This is a genomic window from Agromyces sp. NPDC052230 (assembly GCF_040679595.1).
GTDB lineage: Bacteria > Actinomycetota > Actinomycetes > Actinomycetales > Microbacteriaceae > Agromyces.
This window is the reverse complement of record NZ_JBFAVC010000007.1, coordinates 53,470-74,162: the sequence shown is the minus strand read 5'-3', so window position 1 is coordinate 74,162 and position 20,693 is coordinate 53,470. Positions and strand designations below refer to the sequence as shown.

Sequence of the window (20,693 nt, the reverse complement as noted above, 5' to 3'; positions counted from 1 at the left end):
GCCCGACCGGCCGAACCGAACTGAACACCGCAACGTGAGGAGGGCCCATGCCCGACGTCGTCATCGATCCCACCCCGCTCGAACCCGGAACGCTCCGCATCATCCCCATCGGCGGCCTCGGCGAGGTCGGCCGCAACATGACGAGCTACGAGATCGACGGCAAGATCCTCATCATCGACTGCGGCGTGCTCTTCCCCGAGGAGCACCAGCCCGGCGTCGACCTGATCCTGCCCGACTTCGGGTTCCTGCGGGAGCGCCTCGACGACATCGTCGGCGTGGTGTTGACACACGGCCACGAGGACCACATCGGGTCGGTGCCGTATCTCCTGCGCATGCGCTCCGACATCCCGCTGATCGGCTCGACCCTGACGCTCGCGCTCGTGGAGGCGAAGCTCAAGGAGCACCGCATCCAGCCGTACAGCCTCACCGTCAGCGAAGGCCAGAGCGAGCGGATCGGCCCGTTCGACCTCGAGTTCATCGCGGTGAACCACTCGATCCCCGATGCGCTGGCCGTCGCGGTCAAGACGCGCGCGGGGACTGTGCTCGCCACGGGCGACTTCAAGATGGACCAGCTGCCCCTCGACGGGCGACTCACCGACCTCCGCGAGTTCGCGCGGCTCGGCGAGGAGGGCGTCGACCTCTTCATGGTCGATTCCACCAACGCGGATGTCCCGGGCTTCACGCCGCTCGAGCGTTCGATCGGCCCCGTGCTCGACGAGGTCATCGCCCGTGCCCCCCGTCGGGTCATCGTGGCGAGCTTCTCCAGCCACGTGCACCGGGTCCAGCAGGTGCTGCATGCCGCGCACGCGAACGGCCGGCGGGTCGCGCTCATCGGCCGCAGCATGGTGCGCAACATGACCATCGCCGCCGATCTCGGCTACCTGAAGGTGCCCGAGGGCGTGCTCATCGACTTCAAGAAGGCGGGCGACCTGCCCGACGACCGCATCGTCTACATGTCGACGGGGTCGCAGGGCGAGCCGATGGCGGTGCTCAGCCGCATGGCGAACCGCGATCACCAGATCGAGGTCGGCGAGGGCGACACCGTCATCCTCGCCTCGAGCCTCATCCCGGGCAACGAGAACGCGGTCTACCGCGTGATCGACGGGCTCACGAAGCTCGGCGCGAACGTGGTGCACAAGGGCAACGCGAAGGTGCACGTGTCGGGCCACGCGGCGGCGGGGGAGCTGCTCTACTGCTACAACATCCTGAAGCCGAAGAACGTGCTGCCGATCCACGGCGAGTACCGGCACCTGTTCGCCAATGCGAAGCTCGCGCAGGACACGGGCATCCCCGAGAGCAACACGTTCATCGGCGAGAACGGCACGGTCTACGACCTGCACGACGGCCAGGTGCGGGTGACCGGGCAGCTCGACCTCGGCTTCGTCTACGTCGACGGCACGACCGTGGGCGAGATCACCGACGCCGACCTGAAGGATCGCCGGATCCTCGCCGAGGAGGGCTTCATCTCGGTCATCATCGTGGTGGATGCCTCGACGGGCCGCATCATCGTCGGACCAGAGATCCACGCCCGCGGGTTCGCCGAGGACGACGCGGTGTTCGAGGAGGTCAAGCCGAAGATCTCGGCGGCGCTCCTCGAGGCCGCCCAGAACGGCGTGCGCGATCAGCATGGGCTGCAGCAGATCGTGCGGCGCACGATGGGCACATGGGTGAACCGCCGCCTGCGCCGTCGCCCGATGCTGGTGCCGCTCGTCATCGAGGCGTAGCGCCGATCGCGAACACTCGCCGCGTCCTGTCGGCCCGAGCGGGTGGTCGGCCGTAACGTTGGGGGCATGGCTACGCGCACCAGGTCGAACGGGCGTGCCTCGGGCACGCCCGCGCGCGGCTCGAGCGCGAAGACGACCGCCAAGACGGCTCCGACCAAGAAGCTCCCGGCGGCCACCGCGCGCGGCTCGGCGGGCGTGCCGAAGCGGCGGCCCGCGGCATCCGAGCGTCCCAATGTGCTCGTGCGGGCCTGGATGGGCCTCGCGCACGTCACCGGCGGCGCGGCCCGCGCGCTCGGCCCTGAGACGCTCGCGAAAGAGGAGCGCCGCGACGGCCTGCCGTTCTTCCTCGTGCTGCTGGCCATCGCGGGCGCCGTCGTCGAGTGGTTCTTCATCAACGACTCGTGGGCGCAGGTGCTCGACTCGTGGACCTTCGGCGGCCTGTTCGGCCGGCTGGCGTTCGCGCTGCCCGTCATCATGCTGGGCTTCGCCGTGTGGCTGTTCCGGCATCCGAGCTCGGTGCACGACAACACGCGTATCGGCATCGGCATGGGGCTGCTGCTCCTCGCCGTCTCGGGGCTCAGCCACCTGTTCGGCGGCCAGCCCGAGCCGCGCGAGGGCATGGCCGTGCTGGCGCGCGCCGGCGGCATCCTCGGCTGGATGCTCGCCCAGCCGCTCATCCTGCTGATCACCGAGGTGGGCGCCGCGGTCGTGCTGATCGTGCTGCTCCTGCTGTCGCTGCTCATCATCACGAAGACCCCGCCGAACCGCGTCCCGGCGCGGTTCCGCGAGCTCTACGTGTGGCTGTTCGGCGCGCCCGAGCCCGACGAGCAGGCGACGGATGCCTCGAAGCCGTCACGGCGCGACCGACGCAGGTCCGTGCCGACCGAACTCGACGGCATCGACGGGGCGGGCGACGACGGCGAACGCAGCGGCCTCGTGCCGTGGTGGCGGCGGAACGCGTCGAACCGCGAGGAGGATCCGGCGTACGAGGCGCCCGGCGTCGACGGCATCACCGAGGTGTTCGGTGCGGGCTCGGCGGCGGGCAGCTTCGAGTCGCCCATCGAGGGCGTGGTCACGTCGTACGGCAGCGAGGTGATCGGCGATCTCGAGCGCGCCGAGACGGCGTTGCAGCGCTTCACGGGTGACGTGCCGCGCGGCGGCACCGGGCTCCGCGGCGACGACGGCGGTGCCACGAGCGTGCTCTCGGTGTTCGACGAGCCGGGCGACGGCGAGTCGGGTGCGCCAGGTCACGCCGGTGCGGCCGGCGCGAGCCTCGCGGGCGGCGACGAGCCCGAGGCATCCGTGCCCGAGCGCCCCTACCACCTGCCGGCGGCGTCGACCCTCGCCGCGGGTCCGCCGGCGAAGGCCAGGTCGGCCGTGAACGACGACGTCGTGCGCCAGATCACGGCGGTGCTCGACCAGTTCCAGGTCGACGCCAAGGTCACCGGCTTCTCGCGCGGCCCGACGGTGACGCAGTACGAGATCGAACTCGGTCCCGGCGTGAAGGTCGAGCGTGTCACGGCGCTGTCGAAGAACCTCGCGTATGCGGTCGCGTCGAACGAGGTGCGCATCCTCTCGCCGATCCCGGGCAAGAGCGCCATCGGCGTCGAGATCCCGAATGCCGACCGTGAGACGGTGACCCTGGGCGACGTGCTGCGCTCGGGTGCGGCCGTGAATGCGAAGCACCCCATGACGATCGGCGTCGGCAAGGATGTCGGCGGTGGCTACGTCGTCGCCAACCTCGCGAAGATGCCCCACCTCCTCGTCGCCGGTTCCACCGGCTCGGGCAAGTCGAGCTTCGTGAACTCCATGATCACGAGCCTCCTCATGCGCGCCAAGCCCAGCGAGGTGCGCATGGTGCTCGTCGACCCGAAGCGCGTCGAGCTCGCCCCGTACGCGGGTGTCCCGCACCTCATCACGCCCATCATCACGAACCCCAAGAAGGCCGCCGAGGCGCTGCAGTGGGTCGTGAAGGAGATGGACATGCGCTACGACGACCTCGCGTCGTTCGGCTTCCGTCACATCGACGACTTCAACAAGGCCGTCGTGAACGATGAGATCGTGCTGCCCGCCGGCAGCGAGCGCCGCCTCAAGCCGTATCCGTACCTCCTCGTCGTGGTCGACGAGCTCGCCGACCTCATGATGGTCGCCCCGCGCGACGTCGAGGACTCGATCGTGCGCATCACGCAGCTGGCGCGCGCCTCGGGCATCCACCTCGTGCTGGCGACCCAGCGTCCGTCGGTCGACGTCGTCACGGGCCTCATCAAGGCGAACGTGCCGAGCCGGCTCGCCTTCGCCGTCACGAGCGTCACGGACTCGCGCGTCATCCTCGACCAGCCGGGCGCCGACAAGCTCATCGGGCAGGGCGACGCGCTCTTCCTGCCGATGGGCGCCTCGAAGCCCATCCGGGTGCAGGGCGCGTGGGTGACCGAGGCCGAGATCGAGCGGGTCGTGAAGCACGTCACCCGTCAGGCGCGGCCCGAATACCGGCAGGATGTCGCGGCCGCCGTCGAGCGCAAGGAGATCGACGCGGACATCGGCGACGATCTCGAGCTGCTCCTCGCGGCCGCCGAGCTCGTGGTGTCGACGCAGTTCGGATCCACGTCGATGCTCCAACGCAAGCTCCGCGTGGGCTTCGCCAAGGCCGGACGACTGATGGACCTGCTCGAGTCCCGCGAGATCGTCGGGCCTTCCGAGGGCTCGAAGGCGCGCGACGTGCTCGTGACCGCCGAGCAGCTGCCCGGGGTGCTGGCGCGCCTCCGTGGGGAGGAGCCGGCCGGGTCCTCGACCGCCGCCGCCTCCGCCGCACCACCGCGCAACGCGCCCGCGCCCGCGCCGACGCAGGTGCCCGACGACCCCGATGACCGCTACGACGACGATCCCGTCGAGCGGCGCACCCACGGCCTTCCCGAGGTCGAGGGCGACGCCGACGAGGACGCGTGGGGGCTCACGGGGCGGGAGTGACGCGCGCGGCGCGACCCGTCGCGCGTGGTCGGTGACGCGGCATCCGCGCCCGCTATCCTTGGTCCCATGACCTCTCCCGCCGGCGGTTCCGAGCGATCGGCGAACTGGAATCTTCCGAACGCCATCACCGTCGTCCGCATCATCGTCGCTCCGATCTTCTTCTGGATGCTGCTCGCCGATGCCGGGCAGGACGGCTGGCTCCGGTGGGTGGCCGCCGTGGTCTTCATCGTGGGCATCTCGACCGACAGCCTCGACGGGTACCTCGCCCGGTCGCGCGGCCTCGTCACCGATCTCGGCAAGATCCTCGACCCGATCGCCGACAAGCTCCTCACGAGCGGCGCCCTCGTGTGCCTCTCGATCCTCGGCGAGCTGCCGTGGTGGGTCACCGCGATCATCGTGGTGCGCGAGGTCGGCATCACGATCTGGCGATTCGTCGAGCTCGGCCGCGGCAATGTCGTGCCCGCGTCGTCGGGCGGCAAGCTGAAGACCCTCGTGCAGTCGTTCGCCATCTCGTTCGCGCTCCTTCCGTTCTGGACGATCGTGGGCGACGCCTGGATCCACTGGGTGAACGGCATCCTCATGACCGCGGCGGTCATTCTCACGGTCTGGTCGGGCCTGCTCTACGTGCGCGACGCGGTCCGGCTGGCGCGCGAGCGTCACGAGCAGCACGAGGGCTGACGTGGCCGAGCGGATGCCCCAGCCCGCTGATCGGGCGGCGGCCGTCGTCGCCGAACTCACCCGCCGCGGGCTCCGCATCGCCGTCGCCGAATCGCTCACGGGCGGCCTCGTGGTCGCCGAGCTGACCCGGATCCCCGGCGCCTCGCTCGTGGTGAACGGCGGCGTGGTCGCGTACGACACTGGCGTGAAGCACACGGTCCTCGGCGTCTCGGCGGAGCTCCTCGAGCGCGAGGGGGCCGTGCACCCCGAAGTCGCGCGGCAGATGGCGGATCGGGTGCGAGGCGTGCTCGCGGTCGACGGGCGCCCGGCCGACCTCGGCATCGCGACCACCGGAGTCGCAGGGCCCGATCCGCAGGACGGCAAGCCCGTCGGCACGGTCTTCCTCGGCGTCGCGATGGGCGACGAGATCGAGGCGATCCCCCTCGACCTGCCCGGGGATCGCGCCGAGATCCGTTCCGCGACCGTGCGGGCCGCCATCGGGGCGCTGCTGGATCGGCTCTGAATCATGGCGGAGGTCGAGGATGTTCGAGCGCTGGGCGCGGAGTTGGAGCGCTCCTACCCGGTGTACGTGCGCGGGAGGTTGAAATTCCGCGTCGGTCAGCTGGTGTACGTGGCGTTCTCCCTCGACGAGACCGTGATGGGTTTCGCGTTCCCGAAGGAGGAGCGGGCGGCGCTGGTCGCGAGCTATCCACACACGTTCCAGATGCCATCCGCGTCGGACCTGCGCTTCAACTGGGTCCACGCAGTTCTTGCGTCACTGGAACCGTCCGAGGCACGCGAGCTCGTCGTCGACGCGTGGCGCATGGTCGTCCCCGCCAAGCTCTCGCGTGCCTACGATCTCGCGCATCCCGACGGTCCGGGCTGACCCGGATACGCGCACATCCGCCGAACCGTCGGTCGGTGGGTCCGACCTCAGCGCCCGGGCGCGCGGTACCGGTGCTCCGGCCGTCCGGCCGAACCGTACCGCGGTGCCACCTCCGCGGCGCCCGTGGCGACGAGGTGCTCGAGGTAGCGGCGCGCGCTCACGCGGCTCATGCCGAGCGATTCGGCGATCTCAGCTGCCGAGGCATCCGTGCGGCACTCACCGAGCCGGTCCGCGACCCGCGCGAGGCTCACCGCTGACAGCCCCTTCGGCAGCGTCGCGCGACGTGCCGAGACGACGCCGCCGAGCACCTGGTCGACCGCTCGCTGGTCGAGCGCGGTGCCGGGGGCGAGCCGGTCGGCGGCGATGCCGCGGCGCACGTCCTCGAGCCGCTCGCCGAGGCTCGCACCCGAGAACGGCTTGACGAGGTAGTGCCGCACGCCGAGGAGGCGCGCGCGTCGCACGGTGTCGAGGTCGCGTGCCGCGGTGACGGCGATGACCTCCACGTCGTCGCCGATAGCTCGGAGCCGCCGCAGCACGTCGAGGCCGCCGAGGTCGGGCAGGTACACGTCGAGCAGCACGAGTTGCGGGCGGTGCAGCTCGATGGCCGCCAGGGCGGCGGCGCCCGTGTGCGCCTCCGCCACCACCGTGAAGCCGGGCTGCGCGTCGACGAAGGCGCGGTTGACGTGCGCGACGGCGAAGTCGTCGTCGACGATCACGGCACGGATGTCGCTCACCGGCGCACCCCGATCGGACTCGGCTCGGCGGGGCGTGCCGGTGGCGGCGCCCACGGCAGCACCACGGTGAATCGCGCGCCGCCCGTGGGGGAGCCGCCGACGGTGGTGCTGCCGCCCAGCCGGGCGGCGACGCGCTGCACGATGGTGAGCCCGATGCCGCGCCTCGCCTTGCCGGGCACCGCGGTCTTGCCGCTCACGTCGGGTTCGAAGATCGCGTCGCGGAGCTCGGACGGCACGCCGGGTCCGTCGTCGTCCACGCGAACGACCACAGCACCGGGCTCGAGGTCGTCGCGGATCGTCAGCGTGACCCGACCGCCGAGCATGCAGGCCTCGATCGCGTTGTCGAGCAGGTTGCCGACGACCGTGAGCAGGTCGGTGCGCGGCAGGTCGCCGGTCACGACATCGAGGTGCGAGGCGGGGTCGAGGTCGAGGGCGATGCCGAGCTCCTGCGCGCGCGAGCGCTTGGCCAGCACCAGCGCCGCCGTCTCCACATCGGCGAGGCCGTCGTGCTCGTCGAGCGACGACAGTGCGCCGCCGCTGCCGACCCGTTCGATGAACGAGATCGCCGCGTCGACGTGACCGAGCTCGAGGAGACCGCTCACGACGTGCAGCTTGTTCGAGAACTCGTGCGATTGGGCGCGCAGCCCCTCCGCGAGGCCCTGCGCGCCCTGCAGCTCGCGCAGCATGGTCTCGAGCTCGGTGCGGTCGCGCAGGATCGCGATCGAGCCGACCTCGCGCCCGTCGACGCGCACGCGGTCGCCGTGCACGAGCAGTACCCGTTCGCCCGACAGCACGGGCGTCTCCCGGTTCTCGCCCGAGGCGATGAAAGTCGCCAGCTCGCGGTCGAGCACGGCGCCGACGTCGCTGCCGAGCACCGCGTGCGCATCCGCGATGCCGAGGAGACGAGCGGCCGCGTCGTTGATGAGCACGATCCGCCCGGAGTCGTCGACCGCGACGAGCCCCTCGCGGATGCCGTGCAGCATGGCTTCGCGCGTCTCGAGCATGGCCCGGATCTCGTCGGGTTCGAGGCCGTAGATGCGGCGGCGGATGACCCGTCCGATCCACGCCGATCCCACGACGCCGACGATCGCCGCCACGATGAGTGCCGCGAGCAGGCCGCTGAGGCCGCCGACGAAGTCGGCGCGGAGCTCTGACTCCAGGATGCCCACGGACACCTGGCCCATGACCTCGCCGTCGGCGGCGAAGATCGGCACCTTCACGCGCCAGGACTCGCCGAGCGTGCCGGTCTGGGTGCCGACGTAGACCTCGCCCGAGAGCGGGATCGCCGGGTCGGTCGACACCTTCTCGCCGATCCGGTCGGGGTTCGGGTGCGAATAGCGGATGCCGCGGTCGTTCGCCACGACGACGTACGTGACATCCGACGCCTTGCGGATCACCTCGGCCACCGGCTGGATCGTGGCCGACGGGTCGGCGTCGTCGAACGCCTCCGTGATGACCGGGAGACCGGCGACGGACTGGGCGACCGCGATCATGCGGTCCTGGTAGGCGTCGCGGAGCTGCTGCTCCTGCAGCCACACGGCCGTGAGCCCGGTTCCGACGACGGTCGTGAGCACGATGGCGACCTGCAGCAGCAACAGCTGCATGCCAAGCGTCATCGACCGGCCCACCCGTCAAGTGTGACGCACCGGGTCGTCGACGGGGCATCCGGGCCCGTGACCAATACGACCGAATCGACCGAAACGACCATTACGACCCTTACGAACGCAGCATTCCCTGGCCCCCGGGGCGTCCGTAGCGTCGTCCGCACATCGATCGTCGCCCGGCGATGCCGCCGGGCGCTCAAGGAGGAGAACGTTGCGATCACACCGCAGGCCGCGCACGTCGGCCGGAATCCACAGCCCGATCCGAATGGCCACGCGCGGCACCCTCGCCGCCGCCGGTGTCGTCGCGATGCTCGGCCTCGCAGCCTGCAGCACACCCGCCGGCGGTGCGAATGCCGAGACGGATGCCGCCGCGGCATCCCTCGACACCGTGCACCTCATCGCCCCCGCCGACCCGGGCGGCGGCTGGGACCAGACCGCGCGCGCCCTGTCCCAGGTGCTCACCGACGAGGGACTCGTCGGCTCGGCTCCGGTGGAGAACATCGGCGGCGCGGGCGGCACCGTCGGACTCGCGTCGCTCGCCAACGAGAAGGACCCGGCGACGCTCATGGTCACGGGGCTCGTCATGGTCGGCGCCGTCGAGACGAACGCGTCGGAGGTGCGCATCGAGGACATGACCCCGATCGCGAGGCTCACCGAGGAGGCGCTCGTCCTCGTCGTGCCGGCGTCGTCGCCGTACGAGACCACGGAGGACCTCGTCGACGCGATCATCGACGAGGGCGCCGCGATCTCGGTCACGGGCGGCTCGGCGGGCGGTGCCGACCACATCCTGGCCGGCATGCTGCTCACCGAGGCCGGCGTCGACCCGGCCGACATCCCGTCGACGCTGAACTACATCCCGAACTCGGGTGGCGGCGAGGCCGTCACGATGCTGCTCGGCAACACCGTGCAGGCGGGCATCTCGGGCGTCGGCGAGTTCGTCGAGCAGATCGAGGCGGGGGAGCTGCGCGCGCTCGCCGTGTCGTCGCCTGAGCCCGTCGAACTCCTTCGCGACACGCCGACGCTCATCGACGAGGGGTACGACGTCGAGCTCACGAACTGGCGCGGCCTGCTCGCTCCCGGCGGCATCTCCGACGCCGACGTCGAGGCGCTCACGAGCCTCGTGACCGACCTGCACGACTCCGGGGCGTGGACCGCCACGCTCGAGGAGAAGGGCTGGGCCGACGCATTCCTGACGGGCGACGACTTCCGTTCCTTCCTCGACGACGACATCGCCGAGGTGACGCAGACGCTCCAGTCCATCGGCCTGGTGGCGAAGTGACCGAGGCCGCACCGGCTCCCCTCGACGCGCAGGCGTCGGGGGGAGCACCCGTGCCCGGGGCGGCCCGCCGGCCCATCGGCGAGTTCGCCTTCGCCGCCGTGTGCGCGGCGCTCGGCGTCTACGCCATCGTGGGGGCCGGGTTCATCCGCGTTCCGCCGGGATCGGCGAGCGTGCTCGGGCCCCGGGTCTTCCCGTACGCCGTCGGGGTGCTGCTCGTCGCGGCATCCGTCGCCGTCATCGTGCAGGTGGTCCGAGGTCGTCGCGGCGTGCCCGACGACGGCGAGGACATCGATCCCGATGCGCCGACCGACTGGCTCACGGTGGCGAAGCTCATCGTGTGCTTCCTCTCGCAGCTCGTGCTCATCGAGTGGACGGGCTGGCCCATCGCCGTGGCCGTGCTCTTCGCCGGCGCGGCGTGGTCGCTCGGCGCCAAGCGCTGGTGGGTCGCCGTGCTCGTCGGGCTCGGGCTCGGGCTCGTGACGCAACTCGTCTTCGGCGCCTGGCTCGGGCTCTCGCTGCCCGCCGGCCCGCTCCTCGACTGGATCCCGATCTTCCATGGATAGCCTCACCGCACTCCTCGAGGGCTTCGCCACCGCGCTGCAGCCCCAATACCTCCTCTACGCGCTGTTCGGCGTGTTCATCGGCACCGCCGTCGGCGTGCTGCCCGGCATCGGACCCGCCATGACCGTGGCGCTGCTCCTGCCGCTCACCTACTCGCTCGACCCCACGGGTGCGCTCATCGTGTTCGCCGGCATCTACTACGGCGGCATGTACGGCGGGTCGACGACCTCCATCCTGCTGAACACGCCGGGAGAGTCCGCGTCGATCGTGACCGCACTCGAGGGCAATCGCATGGCCAAGGCCGGTCGCGGCGCCGCCGCGCTGGCGACCGCCGCGATCGGCTCATTCGTCGCCGGGACCGCGGCGACGCTCGCGCTCACCTTCCTCGCCCCGGGCATCGCGAAGCTCGCGGTGCAGCTCGGCCCCGCCGACTACTTCGCGCTCATCGTGGTCGCGTTCCTCACCGTCGGTGCCCTGCTCGGATCGAGCGTGCCGCGCGGGCTCGTCTCGCTCGGACTGGGGCTCCTCGTCGGACTCATCGGCACCGAGGTGCTCTCGGGGCAGCAGCGGTACACGTTCGGCATCCCGAGCCTGGCCGACGGCATCGACGTCGTCATCATCGCGGTGGGGCTCTTCGCGCTCGGCGAGACGCTGTACGTGGCCTCGAGGCTCCGGCACGGACCCGTGCGCGTCATCCCCGTGACGCGCGGCTGGCGCACGTGGATGACCCGGCGCGACTGGGCCAGGTCGTGGCGCCCTTGGCTGCGCGGCACGGCCATCGGCTTCCCGATCGGCACCATTCCGGCGGGCGGGGCGGATGTCGCGACCTTCCTGTCGTACGCCGCCGAGCGGAAGCTCGCGCGCGGCGAGGCCAAGGGCGAGTTCGGTCGCGGCGCCATCGAGGGCGTCGCCGGCCCGGAGGCCGCGAACAACGCGGCGGCCGCGGGCGTGCTCGTGCCGCTCCTGACCCTCGGGCTCCCGACGACCGCGACGGCGGCGATCATCATCTCGGCATTCCAGTCGTACGGCATCAGGCCGGGTCCGATGCTCTTCGAGAACCAGTCGGGGCTCGTCTGGGCGCTCATCGCGAGCCTCTACCTCGGCAACGTCATGCTGCTCGTGCTGAACCTGCCGCTCGTGGGCATGTGGGTCAAGGTGCTCCGGATTCCGCGGCCGTACCTCTACGCCGGCATCCTCGCCTTCGCCGGGCTCGGGGCGTACGCGCTGCACTTCAACGTGCTCGACACGCTGAGCCTGCTCGTGATCGGGATCGTCGGCTTCATGATGCGTCGCTACGGGTATCCTGTCGCGCCCATGGTCGTCGGCGGCATCCTCGGGCCGATGGCCGAGGAGCAGCTCCGCAAGTCGATGGCGATCAGCCAGGGAGACCTGTCGTACCTCGTGCACAGCCCCTTCGCGATCATCGCCTACACGACGCTGGGGGTCATCATCGGGCTGGGCGTGTGGCTGAAACGGAGGAAGGCGCGGCTCGAGGCATCCGCCCCGATTCCGGTCGATCAGCCCGCCCGAGACGCCGAGCGGGTGGAATAAGGATCGTGAACACCCTGTTACACGTGGCAGGTTCACACGAAAGCCCCAGTGTGCAACGCTAGATTGGAAGCACTGAGAGTCAGCTAGACTGGCGCTCCCGTTTCCGACTCCGGCGGAGTCGCAGGCAGAATGAAGGAGGTTCCCGATGGTTCTGGTCCGACAGGAGATCGGCGACGTTCTCAGGGACTTCCGTCTGCAGAAGGGGCGCACCCTTCGCCAGGTGGCGTCCAAGGCGAGTGTCGCCCTCGGTTATCTCAGCGAGGTGGAGCGCGGCCAGAAGGAGGCCTCGTCAGAGATCCTCGCGTCCGTCGCCGAGGCACTCGACACGCCCATCTCGGTGATCATGCACGAAGTCGGCGACCGCATCGCGGTGCTCGAGGGCATGACCGTGGTTCCCGAGAGCGTTCCCGACGAGCTCGTCGCCGAGTTCGACGCGGACATGATGGTCCGCTGACCCAGTACGTCGTTGTGCATCGGCCGGTCTTCGGACCGGCCGATGTCGTTTCCGGAGACGATCGATGAAGCTGAGCGAGTTCCAGGTGGCCGTCGACCAGGAGTTCGGCGCGGGCTACGGCAGCGTGGTCGTGAACGACCTCGTCCTGGCGGCGATGGGCGACCGCACCGCTCGTGAGGCGCTGGCGGCCGGGGTGCCGCCTCGTGACGTCTGGCTCGCCCTCTGCGAGGCGACGGATGTCCCGCCCGCCCGCCGGCACGGCGCGGGCCGTCGCGAGCCCGGGCGACGCGGCACGCACTGACCCCCGCATGCGGCCCGAAGACGTGTTCGACACGCGCGTGTCGCTTCGAACATGCGTTCGGATGCTCGGCTAGGCTCGTCCTCGACAGCAGGAGGAATGACGCATCCCTCCACATCCAGCCCCGCGGGGCGACGGATGTCGGAGGTCGGCCATACGGTCGATGCGTCGGAACACACCGCAAACGCCTTGTCGCGAGACGCCGCGGGTCAGCACCGAAGAGTCGGGGCCCGCAACGTGGAACGACAGCCTACAGGCAGCAGCATCGAGCATCGAAGGAGCCAGCACATGCCATCACCCGCAGACCGCGAGAAAGCACTCGAGACGGCACTCGCCCAGATCGACCGACAGTTCGGCAAGGGGTCGGTCATGCGGCTCGGCAGCGAAGATCGCGCCCCGGTCGAAGTCATTCCCACCGGGTCCATCGCGCTCGATGTCGCGCTCGGCGTCGGCGGGCTTCCCCGCGGCCGCATCATCGAGATCTACGGTCCCGAGTCGTCGGGCAAGACCACGCTCACCCTGCACGCCATCGCGAACGCCCAGCGAGCCGGCGGCATCGCCGCGTTCATCGACGCCGAGCACGCGCTCGATCCCGACTACGCGAAGAAGCTCGGGGTCGACATCGACTCGCTCCTCGTGTCGCAGCCCGATACGGGCGAGCAGGCACTCGAGATCGCCGACATGCTCGTGCGCTCCGGGTCGATCGACCTCGTCGTCATCGACTCCGTCGCCGCGCTCGTGCCGCGGGCCGAGATCGAGGGCGAGATGGGCGACTCGCACGTCGGCCTGCAGGCTCGCCTCATGTCGCAGGCGCTGCGCAAGCTCACGGGCGGTCTCAACCAGACGAACACCACGATGATCTTCATCAACCAGTTGCGCGAGAAGATCGGCGTGTTCTTCGGCAGTCCCGAGACCACGGCGGGCGGCAAGGCGCTGAAGTTCTACGCGTCGGTCCGCCTCGACATCCGCCGCATCGAGACGCTCAAAGACGGCACCGAGGCGGTGGGTAACCGCACGCGCGTCAAGGTCGTGAAGAACAAGATGGCGCCGCCCTTCAAGCAGGCCGAGTTCGACATCCTCTACGGTGTCGGCATCTCGCGCGAGGGCAGCCTCATCGATTACGGCGTCGATCAGGCCATCGTCAAGAAGTCGGGTGCCTGGTACACCTACGACGGCGACCAGCTGGGTCAGGGCAAGGAGAACGCCCGCAACTTCCTCATCCAGAACCCCGACATCGCCGCCGACATCGAGAAGAAGATCCTCGTGAAGCTCGGCATCGGTCAGCCCGCGGGCGCCGCGCCGGTGCTGTCGAACGTCGAATCGATCGAACCCAAGCTCGGGCGCAAGGGCGCCTGAACTCATGCAGCGACGAGACCGGGAGGGGAGTGAGATGACCGACGCAGCCGAACACCTCGCCCCGGTCTCGTACCTGCCGTGGGTGGTGCCGAGCGAACCGGTCGCCGATCCGGCCATCTCGTCCGAAGGCGCCGTCGAGCCCGAGCTCGATGCGGTGTCCGAGCTCGAGCCGGAACTCGAGCCCGGCCTCGATGACGAGCCCGACCCGGCCACTGAGCGCGCCCGCCGGTCCACGTCTCGCGCCGGGGAGTGGCAGCGCGGCGAGCGGAGCGCCCTCAGCCGTCATCCCGCCGGTTCGTTGCGGCGCCGTGGGCGAATCACGATCGTCGACGACGATCCCGATGAGACGGGGCCCGAACGAGACGCGCGCATCGACCGACTCGTCGTCTCGCGGCTCCGCCGCTCGGCACTGTCGGTCGCCGAGGTACGCGCGGTCCTCGCCGAGCACGGGCTCGACGACGCCGAGATCGAGGAGTGGATCGAGCGCTACGAGCGCCTCGGCTACCTCGACGATGCCCGCCTCGCCGAGCAGCTCGTGCACGTCAGTGGGTCCCGCCGCGGGCGCGGGAGCGGTGCGATCCTCCAGGAGCTCAGTCGTCGTGGCGTCGACGACTCGGCCGCGCGGTCCGCCATCGACTCGCTCGACCCAGACCTCGAGCGTCAGAACGCCCTCACCGTCGCCGAACGACGCGCACGGCAGCTCAGCGGGCTCGATCGGCAGACGGCCGAACGACGGCTGTCGGCGTTCCTGCAGCGCAGGGGGTATCCGTCCGACGTCATCCGTGAGGCGGTGACGGCCGCGCTCACAGCCGAGGGCTCGTAAACTGGTGCGATCATGAGCACCCTTCACGAGGTCTCGCCCGTCGAGGCCACCGAGACCGCGCCCGTGGCGCGGACCTACGAGGTCCGCACCTTCGGGTGCCAGATGAACGTGCACGACTCCGAGCGCCTCAGCGGCTCGCTCGAGGCGGCCGGATACATCCCCGCCAACGGCGCCGAGCCCGACATCGTCGTCATCAACACGTGCGCGGTGCGTGAGAACGCCGACAACAAGCTCTACGGCAACCTCGGCCACCTTGCGGGCGTCAAGCGCCGCCACGCCGGCATGCAGATCGCCGTCGGCGGATGCCTCGCCCAGAAGGACAAGAACGTCATCCTCGAGAGGGCGCCGTGGGTCGACGTGGTGTTCGGCACGCACAACATGGGTTCGCTCCCGAGCCTGCTCGAGCGGGCCCGCCACAACGACGAGGCCCAGCTCGAGATCCTCGACGCACTCGAGGTCTTCCCGTCGACGCTGCCGACCAAGCGCGACTCCACCTACAGCGGCTGGGTGTCGATCTCCGTCGGCTGCAACAACACGTGCACCTTCTGCATCGTGCCGGCCCTCCGCGGCAAGGAGAAGGACCGCCGTCCCGGCGAGGTCCTCGCCGAGATCCAGGCCCTCGTCGACGACGGCGCCGTCGAGGTCACCCTCCTCGGCCAGAACGTGAACTCCTACGGCGTCGAGTTCGGCGACCGTGAGGCATTCGGCAAGCTGCTGCGAGCCGCCGGCGAGATCGAGGGGCTCGAGCGCATCCGCTTCACGAGCCCGCACCCCGCGGCCTTCACCGACGACGTCATCGACGCGATGGCCGAGACGCCGGCGGTCATGCCCCAGCTGCACATGCCGCTGCAGTCGGGCTCCGACCGCATCCTGCGAGCCATGCGTCGCTCGTACCGGTCCGAGAAGTTCCTCGGCATCCTCGACCGCGTTCGCGCGCGCATCCCGCAGGCCGCCATCTCGACCGACATCATCGTCGGGTTCCCCGGCGAGACCGAGGAGGACTTCCAGGAGACCCTTCGAGTGGTCGAGGCTGCGCGGTTCGCGTCCGCCTTCACGTTCCAGTACTCCATCCGCCCGGGGACTCCTGCCGCAACGATGGAGGAGCAGGTGCCCAAGGAGGTCGTGCAGGAGCGCTACGAGCGTCTCATCGCCCTGCAGGAGCGCATCTCCTGGGAGGAGAACCAGAAGCTCATCGGTCGGACCGTCGAGGTGCTCGTCTCCACGGGCGAGGGCAAGAAGGACGCCGAAACGCACCGGCTGAGCGGGCGCGCCGAAGACAGCCGACTCGTGCACTTCGAGGTGCCGGCCGGTTCCCAACTGCCGCGCCCCGGCGATGTCATCTCGGTCACGATCACGCAGGCCGCGCCGTTCCACCTGCTCGCCGATTCGCTCGACGACGCCCCGCTGCAGATCCGCCGCACCCGGGCGGGCGATGCGTGGGAGCGCGCCGAGGCCGAGAGCTGCGCGGTTCCGGCGGCGTCCGGGGCATCTGCCGGCCGGGTCTCGCTCGGACTGCCGACGCTCCGCGCACACGGCACCGAACCGCTCGTGGCACCCGGCGTCGGCACCATGCCGATCTACGACCCGAGCGACGCCCAGCGCTGACGTGACGCTCATCGCGATCGTCGGGGCGACGGGCACCGGCAAGTCCGACTTCGCGCTCGACCTCGCCGAGGCGTTCGGTCGCCTCGGCCGCGCGGCCGAGGTCGTGAACGCCGACGCCATGCAGCTCTACCGCGGCATGGACATCGGCACCGCGAAGCTCACCGTCGCCGAGCGGCGCGGCGTGCCGCACCATCTGCTCGACGTGCTCGACGTCACCGAGGAGGCCTCGGTCGCCGCCTACCAGCGTGACGCGCGTGCCGCCGTCGATGACATCCTCGCCCGCGACGGGGTCGCGCTCCTCGTCGGCGGTTCGGGCCTGTACGTCTCGAGCGTGATCCACGACTTCAGGTTCCCGGGCACGGATGCCGCGATCCGCGCGCGTCTCGAGGGCGAGCTCGCCGAGGTGGGCCCGGGTCTCCTGCATGCCCGCCTCCGGGCCATCGACCCCGAGACGGCCGCGAGCGTCGACGCACAGAACGGACGCCGGATCGTGCGGGCACTCGAGGTCATCGAGCTCACCGGTGAACCGAAGGCCGCACGCCTGCCCGATGAGCCCGTGCCGTGGCGCGAACACCGCATCGTGCACCTCCGCAGCGAGCGAGCGCGCCTTGTCGAACGGCTCGATGCGAGGGTGGCGCGCATGTGGGAGCAGGGACTCGTCGACGAGGTGCGCGGGCTGGTGCCGCTCGGGCTCGAGCAGGGGATCACCGCCCGGAAGGCGATCGGGTATGCCCAGGCCCTCGCCGAATTGCATGGGCGGATGTCGCAAGCCGACGCCATGGCCGAGACCCGCCAGCTCACCCGCACCTACGCGAGGCGCCAGGTCGCCTGGTTCGCACGCTACCGCGACGCGACCGCGATCGACGCCGACGATGTGGTCGCCAGGGGCGCCGAACTGGCCCGCCAGGCGGCCCTAGACTGAGTCAATGTCCTTCGATCTGCGATTCACCAAGGGGCAGGGCACCGGCAACGACTTCGTGCTCTTCAGTGACCCCGAGGGTGACACCGAGCTGACGCCCACGCAGATCGCCGCCGTCTGCGATCGCCGGTTCGGCGTCGGCGCCGACGGCGTCATCCGCGCTGTGCGCTCCTCGAACCTCGAGGCCGGTGCGGCAGCCCTCGCCGAGGATCCCACGGCGACGTGGTTCATGGACTACTGGAACGCCGACGGCAGCGTCTCCGAGATGTGCGGCAACGGGATCCGGGTGTTCATGAAGTACCTCCTCGACCAGGGCCTCGCCGAGATCCACCCCGGTGAGTCCATCGCGATCGGCACGAGGGCGGGGGTTCGCACCGTCTCGCGTAATGGCGACGGATTCCAGGCTGACCTCGGCGTCTGGCGACTCGCCGGCGGCGAGCCGCTCGTGCGCGCCAAGAACCTGCCCGTCGCGCGACCGGGGCTCGGCATCGACGTCGGCAACCCGCACGTGGTCGTCGCCCTCGCCGACGACGACGAGCTCGACGGGCTCGACCTCGCCTACCTTCCGATCCTCGATCCGGTGCCAGAGGCAGGCGCCAACGTCGAGTTCGTGGTGCCGGCCGAGCCACTCGTCGAAGAGGGTGTCGGCCGCATCCGCATGCGCGTCCATGAGCGCGGTTCGGGGGAGACCCTGTCGTGCGGTACCGGCGCGGTGGCCGCGGCCCTCGCCGTGCGGCACTGGGCGGGCGCCGGAGCACCCGACGTGTGGCGCGTGCAGGTGCCGGGCGGCGTGCTCGGGGTTCGCGTCGTCGCCGAGGGCGACGGTGAGCACGTGCTGCTCTCGGGCCCGGCGGAGCTGGTCTTCGACGGCGTGCTCAGCCTCGCCTGACGACGGCGAACCCGGCCGGCGCGGTGCGGACGCACACGGCGCGCACGGCGCGCCGGCTCACTCGTCGTGTGCCGCGCGCCGAGCGGTCAGCACCCGGAAACCCTTGGAGTTCGCGGCCTTCTCGACGTCGAGGCGCAGCTCGTCGTGGAGCCAGCGCTGCAATGACTCGGCACCCAGGTGCTTGGCCACCACGAGCCACGCGACGGCCTCGTCGTCGAGGCGTGGCAGCCAGTGCGTGAGCATGGCATGCAGTTCCTGCTTGCCGACGCGGATCGGGGGATTCGACCAGATCGTCGCGAACCGCACCTCGGCCGGAACATCGGCGGGCAGCACGGCGTTGACATTGGTGATGCCGAGTCTGGCGGAGTTGCGACGCACGAGGTCGAGGGCGCGTTCGTTCACGTCGACGGCCCACACCGTGGCATCCGGAGACCGCAACGCGAGACTCAACGCGATCGGTCCCCAGCCGGCGCCGAGGTCGAGCAGATGGCCCGAGGCCGGCGGCCGGGCCACCGTGTCGAGGAGCACGCGAGTGCCCTGGTCGAGGTGCTCGGGGCTGAACACGCCGGCCGCCGTGACGACGTCGACGTCGCGATCGGCGAGGCGCACGCGGATGGTGCGGGTGCCGGGATCGCTCCGAGGCGACGACGAGAAGTAGTGGTCGGAGCTCATACACGCAAGCTATCGCACGCGAAAGAGAAGTAGGGTTGACAGGATGAACGAAGCCGAAGACCGCCCCAGTGACGACGCCGTCGAGCGGGTGCTGCGCAGCGCCGACACCAAGGCGGGCGTCGCGCGGTTCGGCGCAGCCGGTGCCGCCGCCATCCAGCAGCAGGAGGCGGATGCCGCAGACGAGGCATCGACCGACGGCGACCAGTTCGACCGCGAAGACCGTGCGGCGCTCCGGCGCGTCGGCGGCCTCTCCACCGAGCTCGAGGACGTCACCGAGGTCGAGTACCGGCAGCTGCGACTCGAGAACGTCGTGCTCATCGGCGTGTACCCGCAGGGGGCGCAGGAGGACGCCGAGAACTCGATGCGAGAGCTCGCCGCCCTCGCCGAGACGGCAGGTGCGCGGGTGCTCGACGGGCTCCTGCAGCGCCGTCCGCACCCCGATCCGAGCACGTACCTCGGCAGTGGCAAGGCCGAGGAGCTGCGGCACGTCGTCGCGGCACTCGGCGCCGACACCGTCGTGGCCGACACCGAACTGGCGCCCAGCCAGCGGCGTGCCCTGGAGGACGTCGTCAAGGTCAAGGTCATCGACCGCACCGCGGTGATCCTCGACATCTTCAGCCAGCACGCGAAGAGCCGTGAGGGCAAGGCGCAGGTCGAACTCGCGCAGCTCGAGTACCTCCTCCCGCGCCTGCGCGGCTGGGGTGAGTCGATGTCCCGCCAGGCCGGTGGCCAGGTGGGCGGAGCGGGTGCCGGCATGGGCTCACGTGGTCCCGGTGAGACGAAGATCGAGCTCGACCGCCGCCGCATCCACTCGCGCATGGCGAAGCTCCGCAAGCAGATCGTCGGCATGAAGCCTGCTCGTGAGGCGAAGCGCGCCAACCGGCGCCGCAACGCCGTGCCGTCGGTGGCCATCGCCGGCTACACGAACGCGGGCAAGTCGAGCCTCCTGAACCGCATCACGGGCGCCGGCGTTCTCGTCGAGAACGCGCTCTTCGCGACCCTCGACGCGACCGTGCGACGGAACACGACCGACGACGGTCGCGTGTACACGATCGCCGACACGGTCGGGTTCGTGCGGAACCTTCCGCATCAGCTCGTCGAGGCGTTCCGCTCCACGCTCGAGGAGGTCGCCGACTCCGACCTCATCGTGCACGTCGTCGACGCGGCGCACCCCGACCCCGCCGGACAGATCGCCACTGTGCGCGACGTCATCGGCGAAGTGGGCGCACGCGACATCCCCGAGCTCGTGGTCTTCAACAAGGCCGACCTGATCACCCCCGAGGACCGCCTCGTGCTCCAGGGGCTCGAGCCGAACGCGGTCTTCGCGTCGGCGCGCACCGGAGCGGGCGTCGCCGAGGTGCTCGAGGCCATCGGGCACATGCTGCCCGACCCGGCGGTCGAGATCGACCTGCTCGTGCCCTACGACCGAGGCGACATCGTCTCGGGCCTTCATGAGACGGGCCGCGTGCTCTCGGTGGAGTACGTCGAGGACGGCACGCGCATCCGGGCACTCGCCTCGCCCGAACAGGCCGCGCACCTCGCCGAATTCACCGCGGCATCCGTGCCCGCGTAACATTCGGCGCCACCCGGAGTCACGCGAGGTCACACGTGTGACCGGGTCATGGGGCTTCCCGTATCGTCGCACCTGATCGTGGCGAGCGGCCGGATGCCGCCCGCCTGGAGCGACCGCCGAGCCCGGCACCCGCCCGCGATACCC

General features: G+C 70.5%; 19 protein-coding genes. 16 read left to right on the top strand and 3 right to left on the bottom strand.

The genetic code is table 11. The features are described from left to right. Positions 1-47 precede the first annotated feature (47 nt). The 5 genes from AB0K73_RS15625 (at position 48) to AB0K73_RS15605 (ending at position 6,231) form a co-directional block, all read left to right on the top strand. Positions 48-1,724, top strand: coding sequence for a ribonuclease J (locus AB0K73_RS15625; RefSeq protein WP_360515314.1), 1,677 nt, complete (start codon positions 48-50; stop codon positions 1,722-1,724). 66 nt (positions 1,725-1,790) lie between these two features. Further along, positions 1,791-4,688 carry a DNA translocase FtsK 4TM domain-containing protein gene (locus AB0K73_RS15620; RefSeq protein WP_360515317.1) on the top strand — a complete coding sequence of 966 codons (2,898 nt, stop codon included), beginning with the start codon at positions 1,791-1,793 and terminating at the stop codon, positions 4,686-4,688. Positions 4,689-4,754: 66 nt separating this feature from the next. Continuing rightward, positions 4,755-5,366, top strand: coding sequence for a CDP-diacylglycerol--glycerol-3-phosphate 3-phosphatidyltransferase (pgsA, locus tag AB0K73_RS15615; RefSeq protein WP_360515320.1), 612 nt, complete (start codon positions 4,755-4,757; stop codon positions 5,364-5,366). 13 nt (positions 5,367-5,379) lie between these two features. Then, complete coding sequence (locus tag AB0K73_RS15610; RefSeq protein WP_360515519.1) at positions 5,380-5,868, top strand: nicotinamide-nucleotide amidohydrolase family protein; 489 nt, start codon at positions 5,380-5,382, stop codon at positions 5,866-5,868. A gap of 3 nt (positions 5,869-5,871) precedes the next feature. Beyond that, complete coding sequence (locus AB0K73_RS15605) at positions 5,872-6,231, top strand: MmcQ/YjbR family DNA-binding protein (protein ID WP_360515323.1); 360 nt, start codon at positions 5,872-5,874, stop codon at positions 6,229-6,231. Positions 6,232-6,278: 47 nt separating this feature from the next. Here AB0K73_RS15605 and AB0K73_RS15600 read toward each other — a convergent pair whose 3' ends face one another. Together AB0K73_RS15600 and AB0K73_RS15595 are read right to left on the bottom strand one after the other, a co-directional pair. After that, positions 6,279-6,965, bottom strand: a complete 687-nt coding sequence (locus AB0K73_RS15600; protein ID WP_360515325.1) for a response regulator — start codon at positions 6,963-6,965, stop codon at positions 6,279-6,281. After that, complete coding sequence (locus AB0K73_RS15595) at positions 6,962-8,593, bottom strand: sensor histidine kinase (RefSeq protein WP_360515328.1); 1,632 nt, start codon at positions 8,591-8,593, stop codon at positions 6,962-6,964. The genes AB0K73_RS15600 and AB0K73_RS15595 overlap by 4 nt, the downstream gene beginning before the upstream one ends. A gap of 241 nt (positions 8,594-8,834) precedes the next feature. Between AB0K73_RS15595 and AB0K73_RS15590 the strand changes: the two genes are divergently transcribed. The 10 genes from AB0K73_RS15590 to dapF all read left to right on the top strand — a co-directional run bounded on the left by AB0K73_RS15590 (position 8,835) and on the right by dapF (position 18,304). Beyond that, positions 8,835-9,848 (top strand): tripartite tricarboxylate transporter substrate binding protein, encoded by a 1,014-nt coding sequence (locus AB0K73_RS15590; protein ID WP_360515331.1) that lies wholly within the window; start codon positions 8,835-8,837, stop codon positions 9,846-9,848. Further along, positions 9,845-10,411, top strand: a complete 567-nt coding sequence (locus tag AB0K73_RS15585) for a tripartite tricarboxylate transporter TctB family protein (protein ID WP_360515334.1) — start codon at positions 9,845-9,847, stop codon at positions 10,409-10,411. Before AB0K73_RS15590 ends, AB0K73_RS15585 begins: the two co-directional genes overlap by 4 nt. Then, the gene (locus AB0K73_RS15580; protein ID WP_360515337.1) at positions 10,404-11,960 is read left to right on the top strand and encodes a tripartite tricarboxylate transporter permease; all 1,557 of its coding nucleotides are present in this window, start codon (positions 10,404-10,406) and stop codon (positions 11,958-11,960) included. Before AB0K73_RS15585 ends, AB0K73_RS15580 begins: the two co-directional genes overlap by 8 nt. 145 nt (positions 11,961-12,105) lie before the next feature. Beyond that, on the top strand, positions 12,106-12,414 hold the full coding sequence (locus AB0K73_RS15575) for a helix-turn-helix transcriptional regulator (RefSeq protein WP_188742899.1): 309 nt from the start codon (positions 12,106-12,108) through the stop codon (positions 12,412-12,414). A gap of 64 nt (positions 12,415-12,478) precedes the next feature. After that, complete coding sequence (locus AB0K73_RS15570; RefSeq protein ID WP_360515342.1) at positions 12,479-12,715, top strand: DUF3046 domain-containing protein; 237 nt, start codon at positions 12,479-12,481, stop codon at positions 12,713-12,715. 285 nt (positions 12,716-13,000) lie between these two features. Beyond that, positions 13,001-14,068, top strand: coding sequence for a recombinase RecA (gene recA, locus AB0K73_RS15565; RefSeq protein WP_360515345.1), 1,068 nt, complete (start codon positions 13,001-13,003; stop codon positions 14,066-14,068). 34 nt (positions 14,069-14,102) lie between these two features. Next, positions 14,103-14,891, top strand: a complete 789-nt coding sequence (locus tag AB0K73_RS15560; RefSeq protein WP_360515348.1) for a regulatory protein RecX — start codon at positions 14,103-14,105, stop codon at positions 14,889-14,891. A 12-nt stretch (positions 14,892-14,903) separates the two neighbouring features. Further along, positions 14,904-16,496, top strand: coding sequence for a tRNA (N6-isopentenyl adenosine(37)-C2)-methylthiotransferase MiaB (gene miaB, locus AB0K73_RS15555; protein WP_360515351.1), 1,593 nt, complete (start codon positions 14,904-14,906; stop codon positions 16,494-16,496). Between the two features lies 1 nt (position 16,497). Then, positions 16,498-17,418 carry a tRNA (adenosine(37)-N6)-dimethylallyltransferase MiaA gene (gene miaA / locus AB0K73_RS15550; RefSeq protein ID WP_360515354.1) on the top strand — a complete coding sequence of 307 codons (921 nt, stop codon included), beginning with the start codon at positions 16,498-16,500 and terminating at the stop codon, positions 17,416-17,418. A gap of 4 nt (positions 17,419-17,422) precedes the next feature. Further along, positions 17,423-18,304, top strand: a complete 882-nt coding sequence (gene dapF / locus AB0K73_RS15545; protein WP_360515357.1) for a diaminopimelate epimerase — start codon at positions 17,423-17,425, stop codon at positions 18,302-18,304. Positions 18,305-18,361: 57 nt separating this feature from the next. Here the strand turns inward: dapF and AB0K73_RS15540 are convergent, their stop codons facing one another. After that, the gene (locus tag AB0K73_RS15540; RefSeq protein WP_360515360.1) at positions 18,362-18,976 is read right to left on the bottom strand and encodes a methyltransferase; all 615 of its coding nucleotides are present in this window, start codon (positions 18,974-18,976) and stop codon (positions 18,362-18,364) included. Between the two features lie 43 nt (positions 18,977-19,019). Here AB0K73_RS15540 and hflX point away from each other — a divergent pair, with 43 nt between their 5' ends. Further along, positions 19,020-20,549, top strand: coding sequence for a GTPase HflX (gene hflX / locus AB0K73_RS15535; protein WP_360515363.1), 1,530 nt, complete (start codon positions 19,020-19,022; stop codon positions 20,547-20,549). Positions 20,550-20,693: the final 144 nt, after the last annotated feature.